Origin of the sequence: Pseudomonas sp. B21-054, from assembly GCF_026016345.1 — a bacterium.
GTDB lineage: Bacteria > Pseudomonadota > Gammaproteobacteria > Pseudomonadales > Pseudomonadaceae > Aquipseudomonas.
Genome location: NZ_CP087204.1, coordinates 3,880,249 through 3,896,309, shown reverse-complemented (window position 1 = coordinate 3,896,309; position 16,061 = coordinate 3,880,249). Strand labels below are relative to the sequence as shown.

Genomic DNA, 16,061 nt, shown 5'->3' with positions numbered 1-16,061 from the left:
ATGCTGAAATTTTCTGCCCATGAGTACCCTTATCCCTCGCAACGCCAGAGCGTTTTTGCCCGTCGGGGCATGGTCGCCGCGTCCCAGCCCCTGGCGGCCCAGGCGGGCATCGAGATGATGCAAAAGGGCGGCAATGCCATCGATGCCGCCATCGCCACGGCGGCGGCGCTGACGGTGGTCGAGCCCACCGGTTGTGGCATTGGCGGTGACGCCTTCGCCTTGGTCTGGTGCAGGGGCCAACTGCATGGCCTCAACGGTAACGGCCATGCCCCCGCAGCCTTGAGTGTCGACGCAGTGAAGGCGGCCGGCCATGAACAGATGCCGATCCATGGCTGGACCCCGGTGACTGTCCCGGGTTGCCCATCGGCCTGGGCCGAGTTGTCGCACCGCTTTGGCAAGCTGCCCTTTGCCCAGTTGCTGCAGCCGGCAATCAGCCTGGCACGGGACGGTTTTGCCGTGTCACCGGTGGTTGCCCATCAATGGCAGGTCGCCGTGGACGAGCTCACACCCGATCGCGACCAGGTCCTGGAGGCCTGGTTCGATACCTTCCTGATCGAGGGCCGCGCACCCCGGGCCGGCGAGATTTTCCGCAACCCCGCCCAAGCCCGCACCCTCGAAGAACTGGCCGCCACCCGCTGCGAAAGCCTGTACCGCGGCGCGTTGGCCGAGCGCCTGGATGCCCATTCCCGCGCCACGGGCGGCTACCTGCGGGCCACCGATCTCCAGGATTATCGAGCCCAGTGGGTCGAGCCGATCCACGTCAACTACCGAGGGGTCGATGTCTGGGAGATCCCGCCGAGCGGCCAGGGCCTGGTGGCCTTGATGGCGCTGAAGATACTCGAAGGCTTCAGCTTCGATCACCGTGACAGCCAGCAGACCTGGCATCGCCAACTGGAAGCCATGAAGCTGGCCTACAGCGATGGCCTGCACTACATCACCGACCCGTTGCACATGCGCGTGGCGGTGGCTGATTTGTTGAGTGACGAGTACAGCGCCCGACGCCGCGGGCAAATCGGTGAACAGGCCCAGCCTCCCAAGCCCGGTGATCCTCACGCCAGCGGCACGGTGTACCTGGCTACCGCTGACGAAGAGGGCAACATGGTTTCCTTCATCCAGAGCAACTACCACGGATTCGGTTCCGGCGTGGTGCTGCCCGACAGCGGTATCGCCCTGCAGAATCGCGGACAGGAGTTCAGTCTCGACGCGAAGCACGCCAACTGCCTGGCCCCGGGCAAGAAGACCTTCCACACCATCATCCCTGGCTTCCTCACCCAGAACGGCCAGGCTCTCGGGCCTTTCGGCGTAATGGGCGGCTACATGCAACCCCAAGGACACGTGCAGATGGTCATGAACCTGGTGGATTTCGGCCTCAATCCGCAGGCGGCCCTGGACGCGCCGCGTTGGCAATGGCTGGGCGGGATGAAGGTCGGGATTGAGCAAGGTGCCTCCCGCGACCTGGCCAATGCCTTGGCCCGGCGTGGTCATCAGGTGCAGATCGCCAGCGACCTGACCGACTACGGGCGCGGTCAAATCATACTGCGCGACCCGGTCAGCGGTGTGTTGTGTGGTGGGACCGAACCGAGGGCTGATTCCCATATCGCGGTCCTATAAGTTTGCGCTGATGGCCGCGGCTCTCACGATCATCAGGCCCTTCAAAGGTACTGCTTGAGGTAGTGCGCAAACTCACGCGCCAGGTGTGACGGCTCCTCCTGCGAGGGGAGCAGCAGCGCGATGTCGTACTTGATTGCAGGCTTGAAGGGTTTGAGGATCAGGTTGTGGGTGAAGGGCCGGCTGACCACCGGATCGACGATCCCGACGCCCATTCCTGCACCGACCAATTCGCATGCCGTGGCGAAGAATTCTGTCTCGGCCACCACGTTCCAGGATGACCCGTACGCCGAAAAGGCCATCGCCAGTTGCTGGTAGATCGGGTCGCCCTTGAACAGCGAAACGAATGGCACGCCATCCAGGTCCGCCGGGGTAATCACGTCCAGTTTTGCGAGGGGGTGACCGATCGGCACCATGCACTGGCATTCATAGGAAATCACCTCCATGCACGATGTCGGGTAGTCGAGCGGCAGTTCGGCAATGGCCATGTCGAATTGCTGCGTAGTGATCAACTCGCGAACGGACTGGGAGTTTCGGGTGATGATCTTGAGCTCCAGGCCCGGGCGCTCTTTGGCGAATTCGGCCATCAAGCGGGGCAGCAGACTGATCGAAATGCTGGCGTAGGCGGCGATCGCCAGATGGCCGCGTTTTCCTGTGCGGATTTCCTTGGCGATGCGCTGGGTTTTCTCCACGGCCTCCAGCGCCCGCTCAGCCTCGACGAAGAACAAGCGGGCCTCAGGAGTGGGTTGCAAGCGTCCGCCCTTGCGCACGAACAACTTGAGGCCGGTCTCATGTTCCAGGTTGGCGATGGTGCTGCTGATGGCCGGCTGGGAAATATTCAAAAGCTCTGCCGCGCGGGTCATCGTGCCGTGGATCATCAAGGTTCTGAAGCATTCAAGCTGCCGGATTCGCATGGGCCACCCTATAGATTTAACTTATACCGGGGCCACTTTATATTATTGGTTTGAGGGTTTCTTCTGTGTTTTCCTTGGGATTGCAGGTACACGGTCCGCCGTCCATCAGCTCGCAGAGGAGAACAGCGACATGAATACAATGGCTTCGACTTGCCCCGGTGAACGGATCCTTTTGCCTGCTCGGCGGGGTGTCGCGATTCGGTTGAATCAAGGGCAAGTCATCAAAGTGATCAACACCCATGGCAAACAGGTCGTAGACACCTGGGCCTTCAACCCGGACGACCTCCGGGAAGCCATGTCCATGGAGCACAGTCGTCCCTACTGGTTGAAGCTCAACCCCGGCCAAGGTGACAGTTTCCTGACCAACAAACGCCGCCAGATCCTGACGCTCATCGAGGACACCACACCGGGTGTCCACGACACACTGGTCGCCGCTTGTGATCCGACTCGTTACGTTCAACTGGGCGTTGTCGGCCATCATGACAGTTGCAATGAAAACCTCTTTCAGGCCCTGGACGCCATCGGCCTGGTTGCGCCCGAGACGCCGAGCCCCTTGAACCTCTTCATGAACGTTCCCGTTCATCAGGACGGGCGGATTGCGTTCGCCGAGCCTGTCAGTCAGCCTGGGCAATATGTCTGCCTCAAAGCGGAAATGGACGCTATCGTGGTGCTGTCCGCTTGCCCCCAGGACATCACGGCAGTCAATGGCATGCAGCCCCAGGATGTTCACTACTGCATCCTCTGACGGATCGCCACATCTGCTGGCGGATGTTGTCTACCAGCAGGACGCTGAAGTCGTCACAAGCACCACAGTCGGGTGTCCGGAGAAAACCATGCGCAAAATACCGCCTCTGAATTCCGTGCGAGCGTTTGAGGCTGTAGCACGTCACCAGAGTTTTTCCGCCGCTGCGAACGAGCTCTCTGTAACGGTCGCCGCGGTCAGTCATCAAGTTCGGCAATTGGAAGACGGGCTGGGGCAAAAGCTCCTGGAAAGGGGCCGGACGATGACCCTCACACCCGCCGGCAAAGCGATCTATCCGCTGTTGCGAGACGGTTTTGACCAGATTGCCCAGGCGTTCGCTCTGTTAGGCGGGGCAAAGGAGGGTGATGCCGTCCAGGTTTCCACCACACGGGCATTCGCGGAGCGATGGCTCATGCCGCGCCTGGCGAAGTTCAACGAGATTTATCCGAACATCGTGGTGTCCATCCACGCCTCGGAGAAAGTGGTGGATCTGCGTTCAGACGCTGTCGATCTGGCGATTCGATATGGGCCGGTCGATGCCGATGTGCAGGGCCCCGTGCTGTTCGAGGACCGATTCATCGCGGTCGCCGATCAGCGCATTTGCCCGGTCGACCGCGACGCAACGATCAGCGACTTTCATAATCGCCCGCTACTGGCGTTCAAATGGAAGAACCAGGCGCTCGAGGCGCCCTCATGGTCAGTCTGGCTGGCCGGGATGAAGCACGGCACGACCGGGGATCTGCGCATCTCCTGGTACAGCGAGGAAACCCTCGCGCTGCATGCGCTGGAGCGGGGCTTGGGGCCCTTGCTGTGCAGCGATGTGTTGATTGACGATGAGCTTCGTTCCGGGCGCATTCGTCGGGTAGAGGGCCCCACCTTGCCAGGTTTTACCTACCACCTGATCGAAGGCCACGGCGGCAGTCCACGGCGCAGCCTGGCATTGTTCAGGGAATGGCTCCTGGACGAGGCCAGGTCATTCAGGGGCAATGCCTTGAATGATCTGGCAGGACATCAACTGGCGCTCACGTCCTGAGAGACAGTCAAGCCGGAGACAGCTGGCTTTGGCGTTCTTCAATCATTTGCCGGACCAGAACCGGAACGGCATCGAAGGCATTGGCGATGGAGGCTTCATGGCGAGCGTCGCCAAACTCTTGATAGTCGATGGCGATGACATGGGTTTCGTCCACGCCCAGGTAGTGCGCACAGGTTTGTATGTGAGTGTCCAGGTGGTTCATGGTTTCACGAACGCCACCGGGACCGAATCCAAACTCACCCCGGGAAGACAGGATAACCAGCTTCTTGCCGCTCATGATGGGTTCCAAGGGGTAGTCGCCGCGCGCCAAGTCAAAGGTGAAGGTTTTTCCGATGCGAATCACTTTGTCAAACCAGGACTTGAGGGCGGCCGGCATCCCGTAGTTGTACATCGGGGTGCCGATCACGATGACGTCGGCACGATCGAGCTCATCGATCAGTTCATCCGAGAGGCGAATCTCCTCGCGCTTTTCCGGCGTCAGGTGCTCTTCGGGCGTAAAGACCGCGGCAATCCAGGCTTCTGTCACGAAGGGCGGCGGATTGTGTCCAACGTCACGGGTAATGATCTGGGTCTTGCCGTCGCGTTCAAGCCAGGCTTCGACAAATGCCCGGGACAATTTACGGCTCAGTGAGCGGTCGGATCGGGCGCTGGCATCGATGTGAAGAAGGGTGGTCATTTCAGGTTTCCTGTTCATTTTGAAGTGGAATTGCTTCAGCGACTGGAACAAGTTGGCCACGCCCCCCAGGTGTTCGGCTATTGATGTTTATTTGAATGCCGTTAAGTAAAACTCAATAAGCGATTTTTCTTTGTCGGTCGGTCTGGAAACCTCTTTGGTTTTCGGATGTTTTATGTTCGGTTTGTTTGTGCTGTTGAGAAGAACTTAATGGGGTGATTTTTCTAAAGGCCGGTTTAGTTATTATCAATTACCTAAACATGCAGACCTCGCTTTAATGGCTTGGGGCGATTCACGTGGTCGCCGGTCAGCGAGGAAAACAATAATGTCAACGCGTCGCGAATCTGAAAGTAGCTTAATGAATGAGGGCAATTATGATGCGCTGGGCCTCGAGCCCGTGCCCGATTGCCAACGTACTTCTACGCCGTTGGACCAGTTCTGGATCTGGGCGGGGGCGAATGTGGCTCCGATCAATTGGGTGTTGGGGGCCATCGGTATCCAGCTGGGGTTGAGCCTGCTTGAAACCCTGCTGGTGATCGTGGTCGGCAATCTGTTGGGCGCGGCCTTGTTCGGCGGCATCTGCATCATGGGTCACCGCACGGGGGTGCCGCAAATGGTGCTTTCCCGGCTGGCGTTCGGTCGACGCGGTGCCTACCTGCCCACCCTCATGCAGGTACTGATGCCGATGGGATGGGTCGCCACCAACACCTGGGTAGTGCTTGATTTGGCGGTGGCCGCCCTGGAAAGAGTCGGCATCAATGGTGGCATGGAGCTCAAGTACGCTATTGCCGTGGCCGTCATGGTTCTTCAGGTCGGTATCGCCGCCTGGGGCTTCAATGCCATCAAGTGCTTTGAACGCTACACCATGCCGGTGATTCTCCTGATCATGGTGGTGATGACCGGATTGGCCTTCACCCATGTGGATATCCAGTGGCAGACCTCCACGGTCGCAGGCATTGGCAAGCTGTCTGCCATGAGTAGCCTCATGACGGCAATCGGGATCGGCTGGGGTATTTCCTGGCTGGTATACGCCTCGGACTACACCCGTTTCACCCAGACCAGACTGTCCGATGGCCAGGTGTTCCGGTCGACGTTTCTCGGCATGTTCCTGCCGACCGTGTGGCTGGCTTTTCTTGGCGCGGCGATTGCCTCTGCGGGGGCCGGCTCGGATCCGGCGCAGTTGATCATAGCCGTCTTCGGCACGATGGCGTTGCCGGTACTCCTTGTACTGTTGCATGGCCCGGTGGCCACCAACATCGTGGTCATTTACTCGGCCGCATTGGCAACGTTGTCCCTGGATCTACGCGTGCCACGCTGGGCGGTATCGACGATCTCAGGCGTGGTGGCGCTGTTCATCCTTTATCTGTTCCTGCAATCGGGCGAGTTCGTGCATGCCTTCGAAAACCTGATGGTGTTTTTTGTGGTGTGGATCAGTCCTTGGGCGGGCATCACGCTGGTGGATTTTTTCCTGATTCGCCGAGGCCAGGTCGATCTGAAGTCGCTTTATTGCCATCACTTGGAAAGTGCCTGCACAGACGTGAATTGGAAAGGCGTATTTGCACTTGCAGCCGGCGTGCTCGCGGCATGGTTATTTCAAGTGGGCACCATTAAATCGCTTCAAGGCCCTCTTGCCATGGCAATGGGCGGTATTGATTTGTCCTGGCTGGCAGGGTTTGGCGTGGGCGGCGGTATTTATTACGTATTGCACCGGTCCCGACGAATAGAAGTTGTCCACTCGTCGGTGATGGCTAAGTAAACGTTAGTGCTGTGAAACGATTCAATCATTAAAGAGGTTATTGCAAATGTCTCATCTTGAACAAACCAATGTGCTGGCCGCGTTGAATGCCGGCGCCGAGATCGATGCGTTCCTGGGTAATGTCGTGGAGATTGCGATTGTGACCCGTGACCACAAGCGCACCATGGATGGCTTGCTCAAGCTGGGGATCGGCCCGTGGCGGGTGTACACCTTCAGCCCGGAAAACACCCAGGACCAGACCTACCACGGTGAGCCGGCCGAGTTTGTGCTGAAAGTCTGCTTCGCCCAATCCGGAAACATGATTTGGGAGCTGATGGAGCCCGTCTCCGGCCCGACGATTTTCGCCGATTTCCTGGACAAGCATGGCGAAGGTATCCAGCACGTTGCGTATGACTGCAACAACATCCCGTTTGAAGATCGTGTTGCTGAACTGCAGCGCCGCGGCTTCAAGTGCGTGCAATCCGGCTCCTGGATGGGCGTGAATCATTTCGCGTTCTTCGGCACCGAGACCGATACCACCACGGTCTTTGAAACCTATGCCTTTCCTGCCGATTGGGATTACCCAGAGCCGGAGTCGTGGTATCCGCCCCGGGCATAAACTCACGCGGCATCACAGGCATTGTCCGGGCGTTGACCGCAGGTCACATGTCCGGGCTTCGCTGCTCGGAAAGACACTAGGAGTACAGCCATGATCCATGTCTGGATGGATAACATCAGTTGGTTGAGCGACAGCCCCATAGCGAACGGCCGCTACCCTACGAATACCACCTGACCGATAAGGGGTGGGACTTCTACCCGGTGCCCAGTACGATGCCTTGCGCCCTGAAATCATTGAGCGCGGCCACTGCGGCAGGAAAAAGCTCCTGCGCGGGGAGACCTGCCGTTTCGGCCAGGGCGATCAAGTGTTCGTGGCCGCTGCGCGGATGTTCCGTCAGCGATACCAGCAAGGTGTACGCCAGCGGTGCAAGGCGTGAGAAGGTCACTTGGCCTTCATGACGCCGAAGCAGGAGCAAGGTAGGCGTCGGTGGCGGCTCAACAGGCTGGTGACCGGGCCCGATGTCGCACACCGGCCAAAGGTAGGCGCGGGTCCAGGCCTGCGCCGAAACCACGGGAGTGCCTTGGATCAGGTTGCCGCGGGGATCATGGGCGGGGTCTTTCGCGTCGCTCAATAGGAGGGCGCTTTCACTCCATTCATGGTGCGCCAGTTCGACCAGCCACGCAGGGAAACCATGGCTATCGGCGTATTGTTCCAGGAAGCCGGCAAACTCACCGGCGATCTGAGTAAACAGCGGTGTCCGGCACCGATGCCCGGCATAGAAATCATTGACCAACTTCTGCCAGTCGGCCGTTGCCAGGGTGCGGCGGATGACCGGAAAGCTGCCCGCCAACAGTGAGTCGATATTACCGAGGAACAGTTGCCGATAGAGGGCCAGGCGCCGGGCTTGTACCCCCGGCGGGCCCGGACGCCGCGGATCGCGCACGTAATCGGCCATGCAGCTCAGTTGTTCAAGCAATCGTTTGGACATGCTGCGCCTCCAATCCTGTTGGCTGAGCGAGCCGCTGGAGGTGCTTGATCTGATCGACCTCCGCAAGGAGCTGCGGCAAGGGTGGGAAATTGAAGTCTCGCTCCAGCAGCGTCGGCACGGTCCCCAATCGTTGGTAGGCCTGATGCAATAGCGCCCAGACGTCCTGCTTGACCGATGCGCCATGGGTGTCGATTTTCAAGTCGTCGGCCTCATCGTAATGCCCTGCGACGTGCAGGTAAGTGACCCGTTGCTCCGGGACTGCCGCCAGGAACTGGCTGGCGTCGTACCCGTGATTGATGGCGTTGACATAGAGATTGTTGACATCCAGCAGCAGGTCGCAATCGGCTTCATCGAGCACGGCCCGTATGAACTCGATCTCGCTCATCGCCTGGAAGGGCGCTGCGTAATAGGAGATGTTTTCCACCGCGATGCGTTGGCCCAATACGTCCTGGGCTTGACGTATGCGCGCCGCGACATGGTGTACGGCCTCCTCGGTGAAGGGGATCGGCAGCAGGTCATAAAGATGGCCCTGATCAGAGCAATAGCTCAGGTGCTCGCTGTAGATCGTCACCGCATAACGATCCAGAAAATTGCGTGTCTCACGCAACAGCTCAAGGTCAAGCGGCTGGGCGCCACCGAGGGACAACGACAGCCCATGGCAGGTGAGCGGGAATCGCTCGGCCAACCGGTCCAGCTGTTGGGCATAGGCGCCGCCGACACCGATCCAGTTATCCGGGGCGCATTCCAGAAAATCCACGGCGCCGGCGTCCATTGTCATGAGGTCCGCAAGCAGGGCACGGCGCAGGCCGAGCCCCGCGTTTGTGGGAGGGACGAAAATAGTCATGGCTGTCTCCGTACATGACAAAGCCCTCCTGGCGTGGCCGAGGAGGGCGGGCATGGATGAGTTATTCCTTGGCCTGGCTCATGCGGGTGAACAATTCAGTGGGCACCTTTTTACCGTTGGCGGTGTATTGGCCGGTGCGGTACTTGTAGGTTTCCGCCTCGGACAAATACCCGTCGTGATTGCTGTCCATTTTTTCGAATTCAGCTTGCTGGGTCGGTGCGACGGCCAGGAATTCCTTCAGTGATACGCGATCGTCATGGTCGTTATCGGTACGGGCAAAGGAGGCGTCGCCACATTTGCCTTCACCGCATTTACCTTCCGACTGGCTGACTTTGGTGGTCGTGTTGGCCGCGCCACACTTGCCTTCGCCGCATTTGCCCTCGGAGGTTTTTTCAGCCGAAGCCAATTGGTAGCCCTGGGGCAAGGCCTCCACCGCGAAGGCCGATTGGGCCAGGCTGAAGCCGCCGGAAATCGCCAGCGTGGCCAGAGCAAGTCGAGCGGTATTCAAGGTGTTTTTAGCGTGCATGTCATTTCTCCAGAGATAGCTACGTGTCCCCGGCAACGTTGCGCGGGGCTTGTACCGTGACGGCTGTCTTGATGCCCGGAACCCGGCCCTGCGAGTAAGTCGTCAGGAGCCGGCAAGGGGACAGGTGTGTACGGACGGGGCTATTTGGCGTTTGCGATGTATCCCGGATGTTTCGGTCCGAGGGGGAATTTGTATTGGAGTGTGTCGCAGATACAGCGCGCGGGCTTCGCTCGGAGGGGCGGAGCGGATAGTTCAGGCTACTTTGTCAGGAGACGGTGGTGCAGAGAATCCGCTAGTATCCGCGTCGATCTCTCCACACCCTTGGACTTCACTTGATGAATTTGCGTCTGCTTGCAGCCAGCCTGTTTCTCACCAGTACCCTGAGTCATGCCGCCGAGCCGGCGCCCATACCAAAAGTCCTGAAGCAGCAAATCGAGCACCTGGTGGCGCTCGTCAAGGACAGCTATGCCACCGGCTATCCTGAGGCGACGCTGACGCAGACGCTGGATACTGGTGAGGACAGTCAGGTAACGCTGGCGGTCTTTACGGTCGAGGGGTTTGGCATGGGCAACAACTACAGCCAATACCTCGCCGCCTTCACCCCCGAGGAGAGCGAAGATGGCACGTCACATTACAGCCTGTTGGACGTGTTCCGTATTGGCGGCGACAGTTGGCGTGCGATCGACAAACTGGACGCCAAGCTGGTCAGTGACCCGGCGGGAGAGCGGATTCTGATCGACATCCCGGTGATGGAAAATACCGATGACGATGCGCCGAATTTCCCTAGCAAAGCCGCCGTCATTCACCTGTCTTTGGAGGGTTCCAATTCACTCCGGCTGGTAGAGATCAAGTAGGTCCCCGGTCAGTCGATCGTGGGGAGAGCGAGCCTTTCACTGAACGCAAGATTGGGTCCCCTCAAGCGGCGCTCCGGTTACTCGGGGAGTAACCGGGCGGGTTTAGCGCGTCAGATTTGCGCCAGGCCGCCGTCGGCGGCGACCTCGCCGAGCGCTAGCGGGCTTTCCCCTTTTGGTAGCATCTTTGCCAAGCGTGACACGTTGTCCTGACAACAACTTCAGGTAATCAGGCAGCAAGAACCTGCGCGATCGCCATCCCGGCAAGCCCTGCGGTGGCCAGGAGGCGGTCCAGGCCTTGGCCGTGGCGCGCGCTCGCGGAGAGTCCGGCCATGGTGGTGCTGACAAAATCCGCCAGTCGAGCCGCCTCCTGCGGATAGCGCTCGGCGATGCTGTTTCGAATCAAGTCTTGTGCAGCAACGTGAAAGCAGCAGGCGGCATCCCGCGCCTGCGAGTCGTTGCATCGTGTGCCCTCCAGCACCATACAGCCGGTGGCCGTCGGATCGGCGGCGTAGCTGCGCGCAGCCTGCTCCAACACCTGCGCAAGCGAGACAGCCAACGGCTGGTCGGCCGCCAGGATCTGCGTTAGAGGAACGGCCCCGGTCAGGGCATACCGATCAAGGACTCGGGCGTACAGCTGCGCCTTGCTGCCAAAGGCTGCGTAGAAGCTGGGCGGATTGATGCCGAGTGCCTTGGTCAGGTCGGCAACGCTTACGCCGTCATAGCCCTTGGCGTGGAACAGGTGTTGTGCGGTGGCTACGGCCTCATCCGGATCGAACCGGCGAGGGCGGCCACGCGTGGGTAAAGTATTTGTAGTCATGATTACAAAAAAGCTTTGACAGATGGAATGGAGCGTATTGTAACATGCGCTACATTAATCAGGAGGCGTAAATCATGTCAGATTTCAAAGGCAAGTCAGTGTTGGTGTTGGGTGGCAGTCGGGGCATTGGTGCGGCGATCGTAAGGCGCTTTGCCTCAGAGGGGGCGAACGTGGCGTTCACCTATTCGGGCTCGCCGGAGGCGGCACAGCTGCTTGCCTCCGAAACGGGCAGCAGCGCGTACTCGACGGACAGCGCTGACCGCGACGCGGTCATCGCCAGGGTCCGGGAGAGCGGTCCATTGGATGTGTTGGTGGTCAATTCCGGCATCGCCATCTTTGGCGACGCGCTGGAACAGGACCCCGATGCGATCGATCGCCTGCTGCGCATCAACGTGCACGCGCCGTACCACGCATCGGTGGAAGCGGCGCGGCAGATGCCGGAAGGCGGGCGAATCATCGTGATTGGATCGGTGAACGGTGACCGCATGCCGGTGCCCGGCATGGCGTCCTATGCATTGAGCAAATCCGCACTGCAAGGCATGGCGCGGGGGCTGGCACGGGATTTCGGGCCGCGCGGTATCACGATCAATATCGTGCAGCCGGGACCGATCGACACCGACGCGAATCCAGCGGACGGCCCGATGAAGGACCTGATGCACAGCTTCATGGCAATCAAGCGTCACGGTCGCCCTGAAGAGGTGGCGGCAATGGTGGCTTGGCTGGCCGGGCCGGAAGCGAGCTTTGTCACGGGAGCGATGCACACGATCGACGGTGCGTTCGGCGCCTGACCGATTCACCCGGCGTGTAGCGGCCTTCGAACGCCAACTGGGCGCATACGGCCCACCTGTTGGCCTACGACATGCGCTTGATGATGGCGGGTATCCAGGTGTTCGGCATGCAGGCCGCCGAAGGAACGGTGGGGCGGCTGGAGGCCATCATTGGGCACCCGCTGCGCACCTATGAAGATTTTGTCCACGAAGCCATTGCTGGGGTTTGAACAGCCAGGGCAAGGGGCCGGCAAACAGGAGGGTTGCCGGCTTACAAAGAGCTATTTTGAGTGATTGAACGACTGCGCCAGAAACTCGGTAATCAGCGATGTGATTTGCTGTTGGATCAATCCACGTGAACGACCGCCGTCGCCATCCCGGCAAATGATGCCATCGCCAGGTACTTCTTCTTCGAGCAATGCCTGCGCGCCTGGTTTGCACACCGCCAAGAAGCTGAAGTGGCTTGCGTCGTTGATTTCGACGTAATGGCTTGACGTTTGAGGCAGGCGCTTAGCCAGATTGGCGGACTCCAACTGAGCGGGTAGTTCCTGCGACGGTACGCCGGCAGCGATCACCAGCGCCGGCACCGGTAGCGCCGCAAGGCTTTCATCGGTCAGCCCGCGTGAAAGGCCCAGATCCAATGTAACCACGGCGGTGATTCGTTTATCGCGCCAATCGGCCGTCAACTTGGCCTTCGATTCCGGAGCACTTTCCGGGTTCATTTGCTGGTAAACGGTGCAGCTGGACAATTGTGGGTGGCTTTTGCAGTCAAGGGCAAAGCGGTCGGGGGCGAAACGAGCGCCGACGGCTTCCAGGGCCGTCCAGCCGCCGAGAGAATGGCCAACTACGGCAATTCGGCGTTCCGCGACCATGCCGAATCGTTTGGGTTGCGTCACGATCGCGTCTATGACGCGACTCAAGTCGACAGGGCGTTGCCATAACTGCGCCGCTGCTTGAGGGCTACGGTCATGGGTCGTGGTGCCGGGGTGGTTGACCGCCGCAACAATGTAACCCATGCGGGCCAGCGCACTGGCAAGCCAAGTCTGGTTGCTCCAGTTGCCCCTGAAGCCGTGGGAGAGCACTACTAACGGATGTTGACCGGCAGAGGGTGGCGCGTTACGAACGGCAGAAGCGCCCACAAACACAACATCATCGGCGATCAATTGCGTCTTGGCGGTCGTTGCACTGGGGTACCAGACAACCATCTCAAGGGCGCGGTCATGTTGCATGTCTGGCAGCGTGAAGGACTGGAAACCGACCGGATTGACGTCAGCCAATGCACTGGCGGATAGAGAGAACAGAAGCAGGAGGCCAAAAGCTGCTTTCAAAGTTGTGATCTTCCTTGACTGAACAACGTTGCGCACACCCGCCGTTAGGTGAATCCCAGTCTAGTGTGGGGGGCGAAATTCTTGGGCGGCGTATCGGCGAATGAGTGGTGCCAAAGGTTACGCCAATCAGCTCTCGGCAGAAACCATCGAGTCGTCACTGGATTCCGCCGCCAGCTTCAATCGGTCAGCTTTGCTGATGTACTTGGATTTGTTTTTGGGCGCCAATTTGGCGCTGGCCTTTTTGGCGTTGGCCTTTAATAGCTGGTTGATTTTTTTGCGGCGATTCATGCTGTCTACCCGGCTGTCGTTTTGCGGATGATATCAGCTTACCTATCAGACTGGATTCAACGCACGCGCTTGCGGCTCTGCTCCGCCAGATCCAGCGCTTTTTGCATGTCCAGCCGCGCCGAACGACCCACGTCCTTGTCGTTGAGCTGATAGCGGCGCTCCGACGGCAGGATCGGTGCGGTGAGATCTTCCGCGTCCATCTGTTCGAAGTCGTGATTGTCACCGATGGTCATGGCGCTGCGGCGCAGCAGCATGCGCAACTGCTCGGGTTGCAGTTGCGGATTGATGGACAGCATCGCCGCCAGCAGGCCCGCGACCATCGGCGTGGCGTAGGACGTACCGCAATGCACGGCGCCGTCCTGGCCGGCGGCGGTCGTCGAAGCGTGGGCGCAAGCGGCAGCGGTGATGTCGACGCGCATGTCGATGTTCGAGGAGCTGCGCTTGCGCACATAGGCCGGGTCGTCGATGGCGACTGCGGCGCGCTCGTTGCGCTGGTGCCCCCCGACCACCAGTAATTGCTCGGTAATGAAGGAGGAGGGCAGCCGGTACTCATCGGTGCCTGAGAATGAAGACCCATTGCCGGCGGAGTTCACCACCACCACGTCGGGATGTTCCTTGCGCAACCAGAGGAAGAATTCCTCCAGCAGTTCCTCGTAGCCTCCCATGGCGATGCCCGAGCGCAGCAGGGAGTCCACGTCATCGCCCTTGACGTCTTTGGCGCCCACCCGGTGGATCCCCCAGCTCCAGTTGAGCACGCGTACGCCGTCCTCTACGAGGTTGACCGAGGCGGCGATATTAGCGGTGATCCCGGCATCGGAATTACGGTCGACGATGACCTCGAAGCCACCGCTTGCCTTGTCCAGGCCACGGAGAAAGCCGGTGTTGCCGCCGTCGTTCCAGCGCGCGGCGAGGATGCCGGCGACGGTGGTGCCATGGTTGTCGGGTTTATCCGCATCGCGGGCATAGACGCAGGTACGCGGCATCGAGCAGGCCCCCAGGTAGTCGGCAAAATCCGCGCTGTCGAAATCCACGTCGCGCTCGATCAAGCCAATGCGCACCGGTTGCGGTCGGATGGGCGGCTGCTGCCCGGGGATGCGCCGCTGGTAGTAATTCACTGCGTCGAGAAAGCGGTTTGCAGCCCATTCGTCGGAGTCCGCGGCCGGTTTCTTCGGCTCCTCGGGGCGAACGGGGACTTGCTCGCTCTCTTCTGCCGCAGACTCCTCGACCACCACGGCATCCACGCCGGTCTCACTGCCCAGACGCAGCACCAGCGCGTCGCGCTGCACCAGGTCCCTGGCCGGCAGACGCAGCTGGTAGAGGTTCAGGGGCGCGATGCTGCCGACCACTTTCGCCCCGTACTTGCTGGCGAGACGTTCGGCTTCCTGGGGACCGTCGCGATCTTCCTCGATCAGCACGCTGACCAGATCAACGTAAGTGCTCAGGCCATCCATGTTCTTCGCCACTTCGTCCGGCCCGGCGGCCAGTACGTGATTGTTGCGCAGGGTCAGCCAGGCGGCGTTGCTGATGCGCGGGCCGTCCTCCAGCCAGAGAGGGCCGCTCTGGTAATCGGCGCTGTCCAGGCGCAACCGCAGCTTGGCCCCTTCGCGCTGGACAATATCGACGGGGATCGTCTTTTCCCCCAGTTTCAGTTGCGGCGTTCCCTCTCCCAGCCCGCGCACTGTCAGGCACCAATCCTGGCGCCGGCCATCCAGCAGGTCGCCGCAGCGTGTCAGGTTTTCCAGGCGCAGCGGCTCGGGGGCAGCGGCCGCCGTGTTGGCAGCCAACGTGAACAACGTGGCGAGGGCAGTGGATCGTAAGGGCATGGGCCAGGTTTCTTTGCCGAAGGTCTGTTGTTCCGACTGCCACATGGCCTGCTTCGTTCAGAGCAGAATTTCCCAGCCCAGCGTCGACACCCTTGGTTGATCGTGCGCTACAGCCACGTGTTCACCACTCGTCTGTCCAGTTCCTCCCAATCGGCCATGCCCAACACCCGGGTGGTGTTCAACCCGCGCAGATAACCGCGCAATTGGTTGGCGGTGTCCCGGATAAGCGCCGGGTCGGTTGCGTTTTCGGACAACAGCACCGTTTCGTACTGGATCAGGTACTCCGCCACTCGATCACGAAAGTCGGGCAAGACCGCGTCGCGGATCAGGTCAAAAGTTCTCAAGGAAGAGGGCCTCGGCAATCTTTTTCAGTGGTGATGGGATGTGCATCCATCTGCACGGCGCGCAACTATTGCTAGAAGTAATAATGACCATCAAGAAATGCAAGTTCTTCTTTCTGGGCCATCGCCGCAGAATCGCACCCATCGAACACGCGGCTCAAGGTTTGCGCTGACAAGGCAACCTCGGTAATGCCGCTCCCTAGTCGGATGAATCGAACTTT

General features: G+C 60.0%; 17 protein-coding genes and 1 pseudogene. 8 read left to right on the top strand and 10 right to left on the bottom strand.

Annotated features, from left to right (window positions below):
- A complete protein-coding gene (locus LOY70_RS16975; RefSeq protein ID WP_265028559.1) occupies positions 1-1,611 on the top strand; it encodes a gamma-glutamyltransferase family protein in 1,611 nt (536 codons plus the stop codon).
- Positions 1,612-1,652: 41 nt separating this feature from the next.
- On the opposite strand, the gene LOY70_RS16970 is transcribed toward LOY70_RS16975, so the two are convergent.
- Complete coding sequence (locus LOY70_RS16970; RefSeq protein WP_265028558.1) at positions 1,653-2,522, bottom strand: LysR family transcriptional regulator; 870 nt, start codon at positions 2,520-2,522, stop codon at positions 1,653-1,655.
- 130 nt (positions 2,523-2,652) lie between these two features.
- On the opposite strand from LOY70_RS16970, the gene LOY70_RS16965 reads away from it, so the two are divergent.
- Together LOY70_RS16965 and LOY70_RS16960 are read left to right on the top strand one after the other, a co-directional pair.
- A complete protein-coding gene (locus tag LOY70_RS16965) occupies positions 2,653-3,267 on the top strand; it encodes an urea carboxylase-associated family protein (protein ID WP_265028557.1) in 615 nt (204 codons plus the stop codon).
- Positions 3,245-4,297 carry a LysR family transcriptional regulator gene (locus tag LOY70_RS16960; RefSeq protein ID WP_265028556.1) on the top strand — a complete coding sequence of 351 codons (1,053 nt, stop codon included), beginning with the start codon at positions 3,245-3,247 and terminating at the stop codon, positions 4,295-4,297. Before LOY70_RS16965 ends, LOY70_RS16960 begins: the two co-directional genes overlap by 23 nt.
- 7 nt (positions 4,298-4,304) lie before the next feature.
- On the opposite strand, the gene LOY70_RS16955 is transcribed toward LOY70_RS16960, so the two are convergent.
- Entirely contained in the window at positions 4,305-4,973 is a 669-nt protein-coding gene (locus LOY70_RS16955) for an FMN-dependent NADH-azoreductase (RefSeq protein WP_265028555.1), read from the bottom strand.
- Between the two features lie 322 nt (positions 4,974-5,295).
- Between LOY70_RS16955 and LOY70_RS16950 the strand changes: the two genes are divergently transcribed.
- Together LOY70_RS16950 and LOY70_RS16945 are read left to right on the top strand one after the other, a co-directional pair.
- Positions 5,296-6,726: a purine-cytosine permease family protein gene (locus LOY70_RS16950; RefSeq protein ID WP_265028554.1), complete on the top strand. Its 1,431-nt coding sequence runs from the start codon at positions 5,296-5,298 to the stop codon at positions 6,724-6,726.
- A 46-nt stretch (positions 6,727-6,772) separates the two neighbouring features.
- Positions 6,773-7,324 carry a VOC family protein gene (locus tag LOY70_RS16945; protein WP_265028553.1) on the top strand — a complete coding sequence of 184 codons (552 nt, stop codon included), beginning with the start codon at positions 6,773-6,775 and terminating at the stop codon, positions 7,322-7,324.
- A 193-nt stretch (positions 7,325-7,517) separates the two neighbouring features.
- Here the strand turns inward: LOY70_RS16945 and LOY70_RS16940 are convergent, their stop codons facing one another.
- The 3 genes from LOY70_RS16940 to LOY70_RS16930 all read right to left on the bottom strand — a co-directional run bounded on the left by LOY70_RS16940 (position 7,518) and on the right by LOY70_RS16930 (position 9,622).
- Positions 7,518-8,252 (bottom strand): DUF2063 domain-containing protein, encoded by a 735-nt coding sequence (locus LOY70_RS16940; RefSeq protein WP_265028552.1) that lies wholly within the window; start codon positions 8,250-8,252, stop codon positions 7,518-7,520.
- Positions 8,233-9,096, bottom strand: coding sequence for a DUF692 domain-containing protein (locus tag LOY70_RS16935; protein ID WP_265028551.1), 864 nt, complete (start codon positions 9,094-9,096; stop codon positions 8,233-8,235). Before LOY70_RS16935 ends, LOY70_RS16940 begins: the two co-directional genes overlap by 20 nt.
- 61 nt (positions 9,097-9,157) lie before the next feature.
- A complete protein-coding gene (locus LOY70_RS16930; protein WP_265028550.1) occupies positions 9,158-9,622 on the bottom strand; it encodes a hypothetical protein in 465 nt (154 codons plus the stop codon).
- 335 nt (positions 9,623-9,957) lie between these two features.
- Here LOY70_RS16930 and LOY70_RS16925 point away from each other — a divergent pair, with 335 nt between their 5' ends.
- A complete protein-coding gene (locus LOY70_RS16925) occupies positions 9,958-10,476 on the top strand; it encodes a hypothetical protein (protein ID WP_265028549.1) in 519 nt (172 codons plus the stop codon).
- A 226-nt stretch (positions 10,477-10,702) separates the two neighbouring features.
- Here the strand turns inward: LOY70_RS16925 and LOY70_RS16920 are convergent, their stop codons facing one another.
- The gene (locus LOY70_RS16920; protein ID WP_265028548.1) at positions 10,703-11,293 is read right to left on the bottom strand and encodes a TetR/AcrR family transcriptional regulator; all 591 of its coding nucleotides are present in this window, start codon (positions 11,291-11,293) and stop codon (positions 10,703-10,705) included.
- 74 nt (positions 11,294-11,367) lie between these two features.
- Here LOY70_RS16920 and bdcA point away from each other — a divergent pair, with 74 nt between their 5' ends.
- The gene (gene bdcA, locus LOY70_RS16915; protein ID WP_123346908.1) at positions 11,368-12,081 is read left to right on the top strand and encodes an SDR family oxidoreductase; all 714 of its coding nucleotides are present in this window, start codon (positions 11,368-11,370) and stop codon (positions 12,079-12,081) included.
- Positions 12,082-12,097: 16 nt separating this feature from the next.
- Positions 12,098-12,290: pseudogene (locus LOY70_RS16910) on the top strand (NmrA/HSCARG family protein); the annotation flags it as partial.
- 51 nt (positions 12,291-12,341) lie between these two features.
- Here the strand turns inward: LOY70_RS16910 and LOY70_RS16905 are convergent.
- The 4 genes from LOY70_RS16905 to LOY70_RS16890 all read right to left on the bottom strand — a co-directional run bounded on the left by LOY70_RS16905 (position 12,342) and on the right by LOY70_RS16890 (position 15,843).
- Positions 12,342-13,388 (bottom strand): alpha/beta hydrolase family protein, encoded by a 1,047-nt coding sequence (locus LOY70_RS16905; RefSeq protein ID WP_265028547.1) that lies wholly within the window; start codon positions 13,386-13,388, stop codon positions 12,342-12,344.
- Positions 13,389-13,514: 126 nt separating this feature from the next.
- The gene (locus LOY70_RS16900) at positions 13,515-13,676 is read right to left on the bottom strand and encodes a DUF2986 domain-containing protein (RefSeq protein ID WP_080712569.1); all 162 of its coding nucleotides are present in this window, start codon (positions 13,674-13,676) and stop codon (positions 13,515-13,517) included.
- 56 nt (positions 13,677-13,732) lie between these two features.
- On the bottom strand, positions 13,733-15,499 hold the full coding sequence (locus LOY70_RS16895; RefSeq protein WP_265028546.1) for a S8/S53 family peptidase: 1,767 nt from the start codon (positions 15,497-15,499) through the stop codon (positions 13,733-13,735).
- A gap of 107 nt (positions 15,500-15,606) precedes the next feature.
- A complete protein-coding gene (locus tag LOY70_RS16890; protein ID WP_123347139.1) occupies positions 15,607-15,843 on the bottom strand; it encodes a hypothetical protein in 237 nt (78 codons plus the stop codon).
- Positions 15,844-16,061: the final 218 nt, after the last annotated feature.

Bases quoted from the DNA above. Each gene is read 5' to 3' on its own strand.
- LOY70_RS16975 (WP_265028559.1), top strand. From the start codon at position 1: ATGCTGAAATTTTCTGCCCATGAGTACCCTTATCCCTCGCAACGCCAG.
- LOY70_RS16970 (WP_265028558.1), bottom strand. From the start codon at position 2,522: ATGCGAATCCGGCAGCTTGAATGCTTCAGAACCTTGATGATCCACGGC.
- LOY70_RS16965 (WP_265028557.1), top strand. From the start codon at position 2,653: ATGAATACAATGGCTTCGACTTGCCCCGGTGAACGGATCCTTTTGCCT.
- LOY70_RS16960 (WP_265028556.1), top strand. From the start codon at position 3,245: ATGTTCACTACTGCATCCTCTGACGGATCGCCACATCTGCTGGCGGAT.
- LOY70_RS16955 (WP_265028555.1), bottom strand. From the start codon at position 4,973: ATGACCACCCTTCTTCACATCGATGCCAGCGCCCGATCCGACCGCTCA.
- LOY70_RS16950 (WP_265028554.1), top strand. From the start codon at position 5,296: ATGTCAACGCGTCGCGAATCTGAAAGTAGCTTAATGAATGAGGGCAAT.
- LOY70_RS16945 (WP_265028553.1), top strand. From the start codon at position 6,773: ATGTCTCATCTTGAACAAACCAATGTGCTGGCCGCGTTGAATGCCGGC.
- LOY70_RS16940 (WP_265028552.1), bottom strand. From the start codon at position 8,252: ATGTCCAAACGATTGCTTGAACAACTGAGCTGCATGGCCGATTACGTG.
- LOY70_RS16935 (WP_265028551.1), bottom strand. From the start codon at position 9,096: ATGACTATTTTCGTCCCTCCCACAAACGCGGGGCTCGGCCTGCGCCGT.
- LOY70_RS16930 (WP_265028550.1), bottom strand. From the start codon at position 9,622: ATGCACGCTAAAAACACCTTGAATACCGCTCGACTTGCTCTGGCCACG.
- LOY70_RS16925 (WP_265028549.1), top strand. From the start codon at position 9,958: ATGAATTTGCGTCTGCTTGCAGCCAGCCTGTTTCTCACCAGTACCCTG.
- LOY70_RS16920 (WP_265028548.1), bottom strand. From the start codon at position 11,293: ATGACTACAAATACTTTACCCACGCGTGGCCGCCCTCGCCGGTTCGAT.
- bdcA (WP_123346908.1), top strand. From the start codon at position 11,368: ATGTCAGATTTCAAAGGCAAGTCAGTGTTGGTGTTGGGTGGCAGTCGG.
- LOY70_RS16900 (WP_080712569.1), bottom strand. From the start codon at position 13,676: ATGAATCGCCGCAAAAAAATCAACCAGCTATTAAAGGCCAACGCCAAA.
- LOY70_RS16895 (WP_265028546.1), bottom strand. From the start codon at position 15,499: ATGCCCTTACGATCCACTGCCCTCGCCACGTTGTTCACGTTGGCTGCC.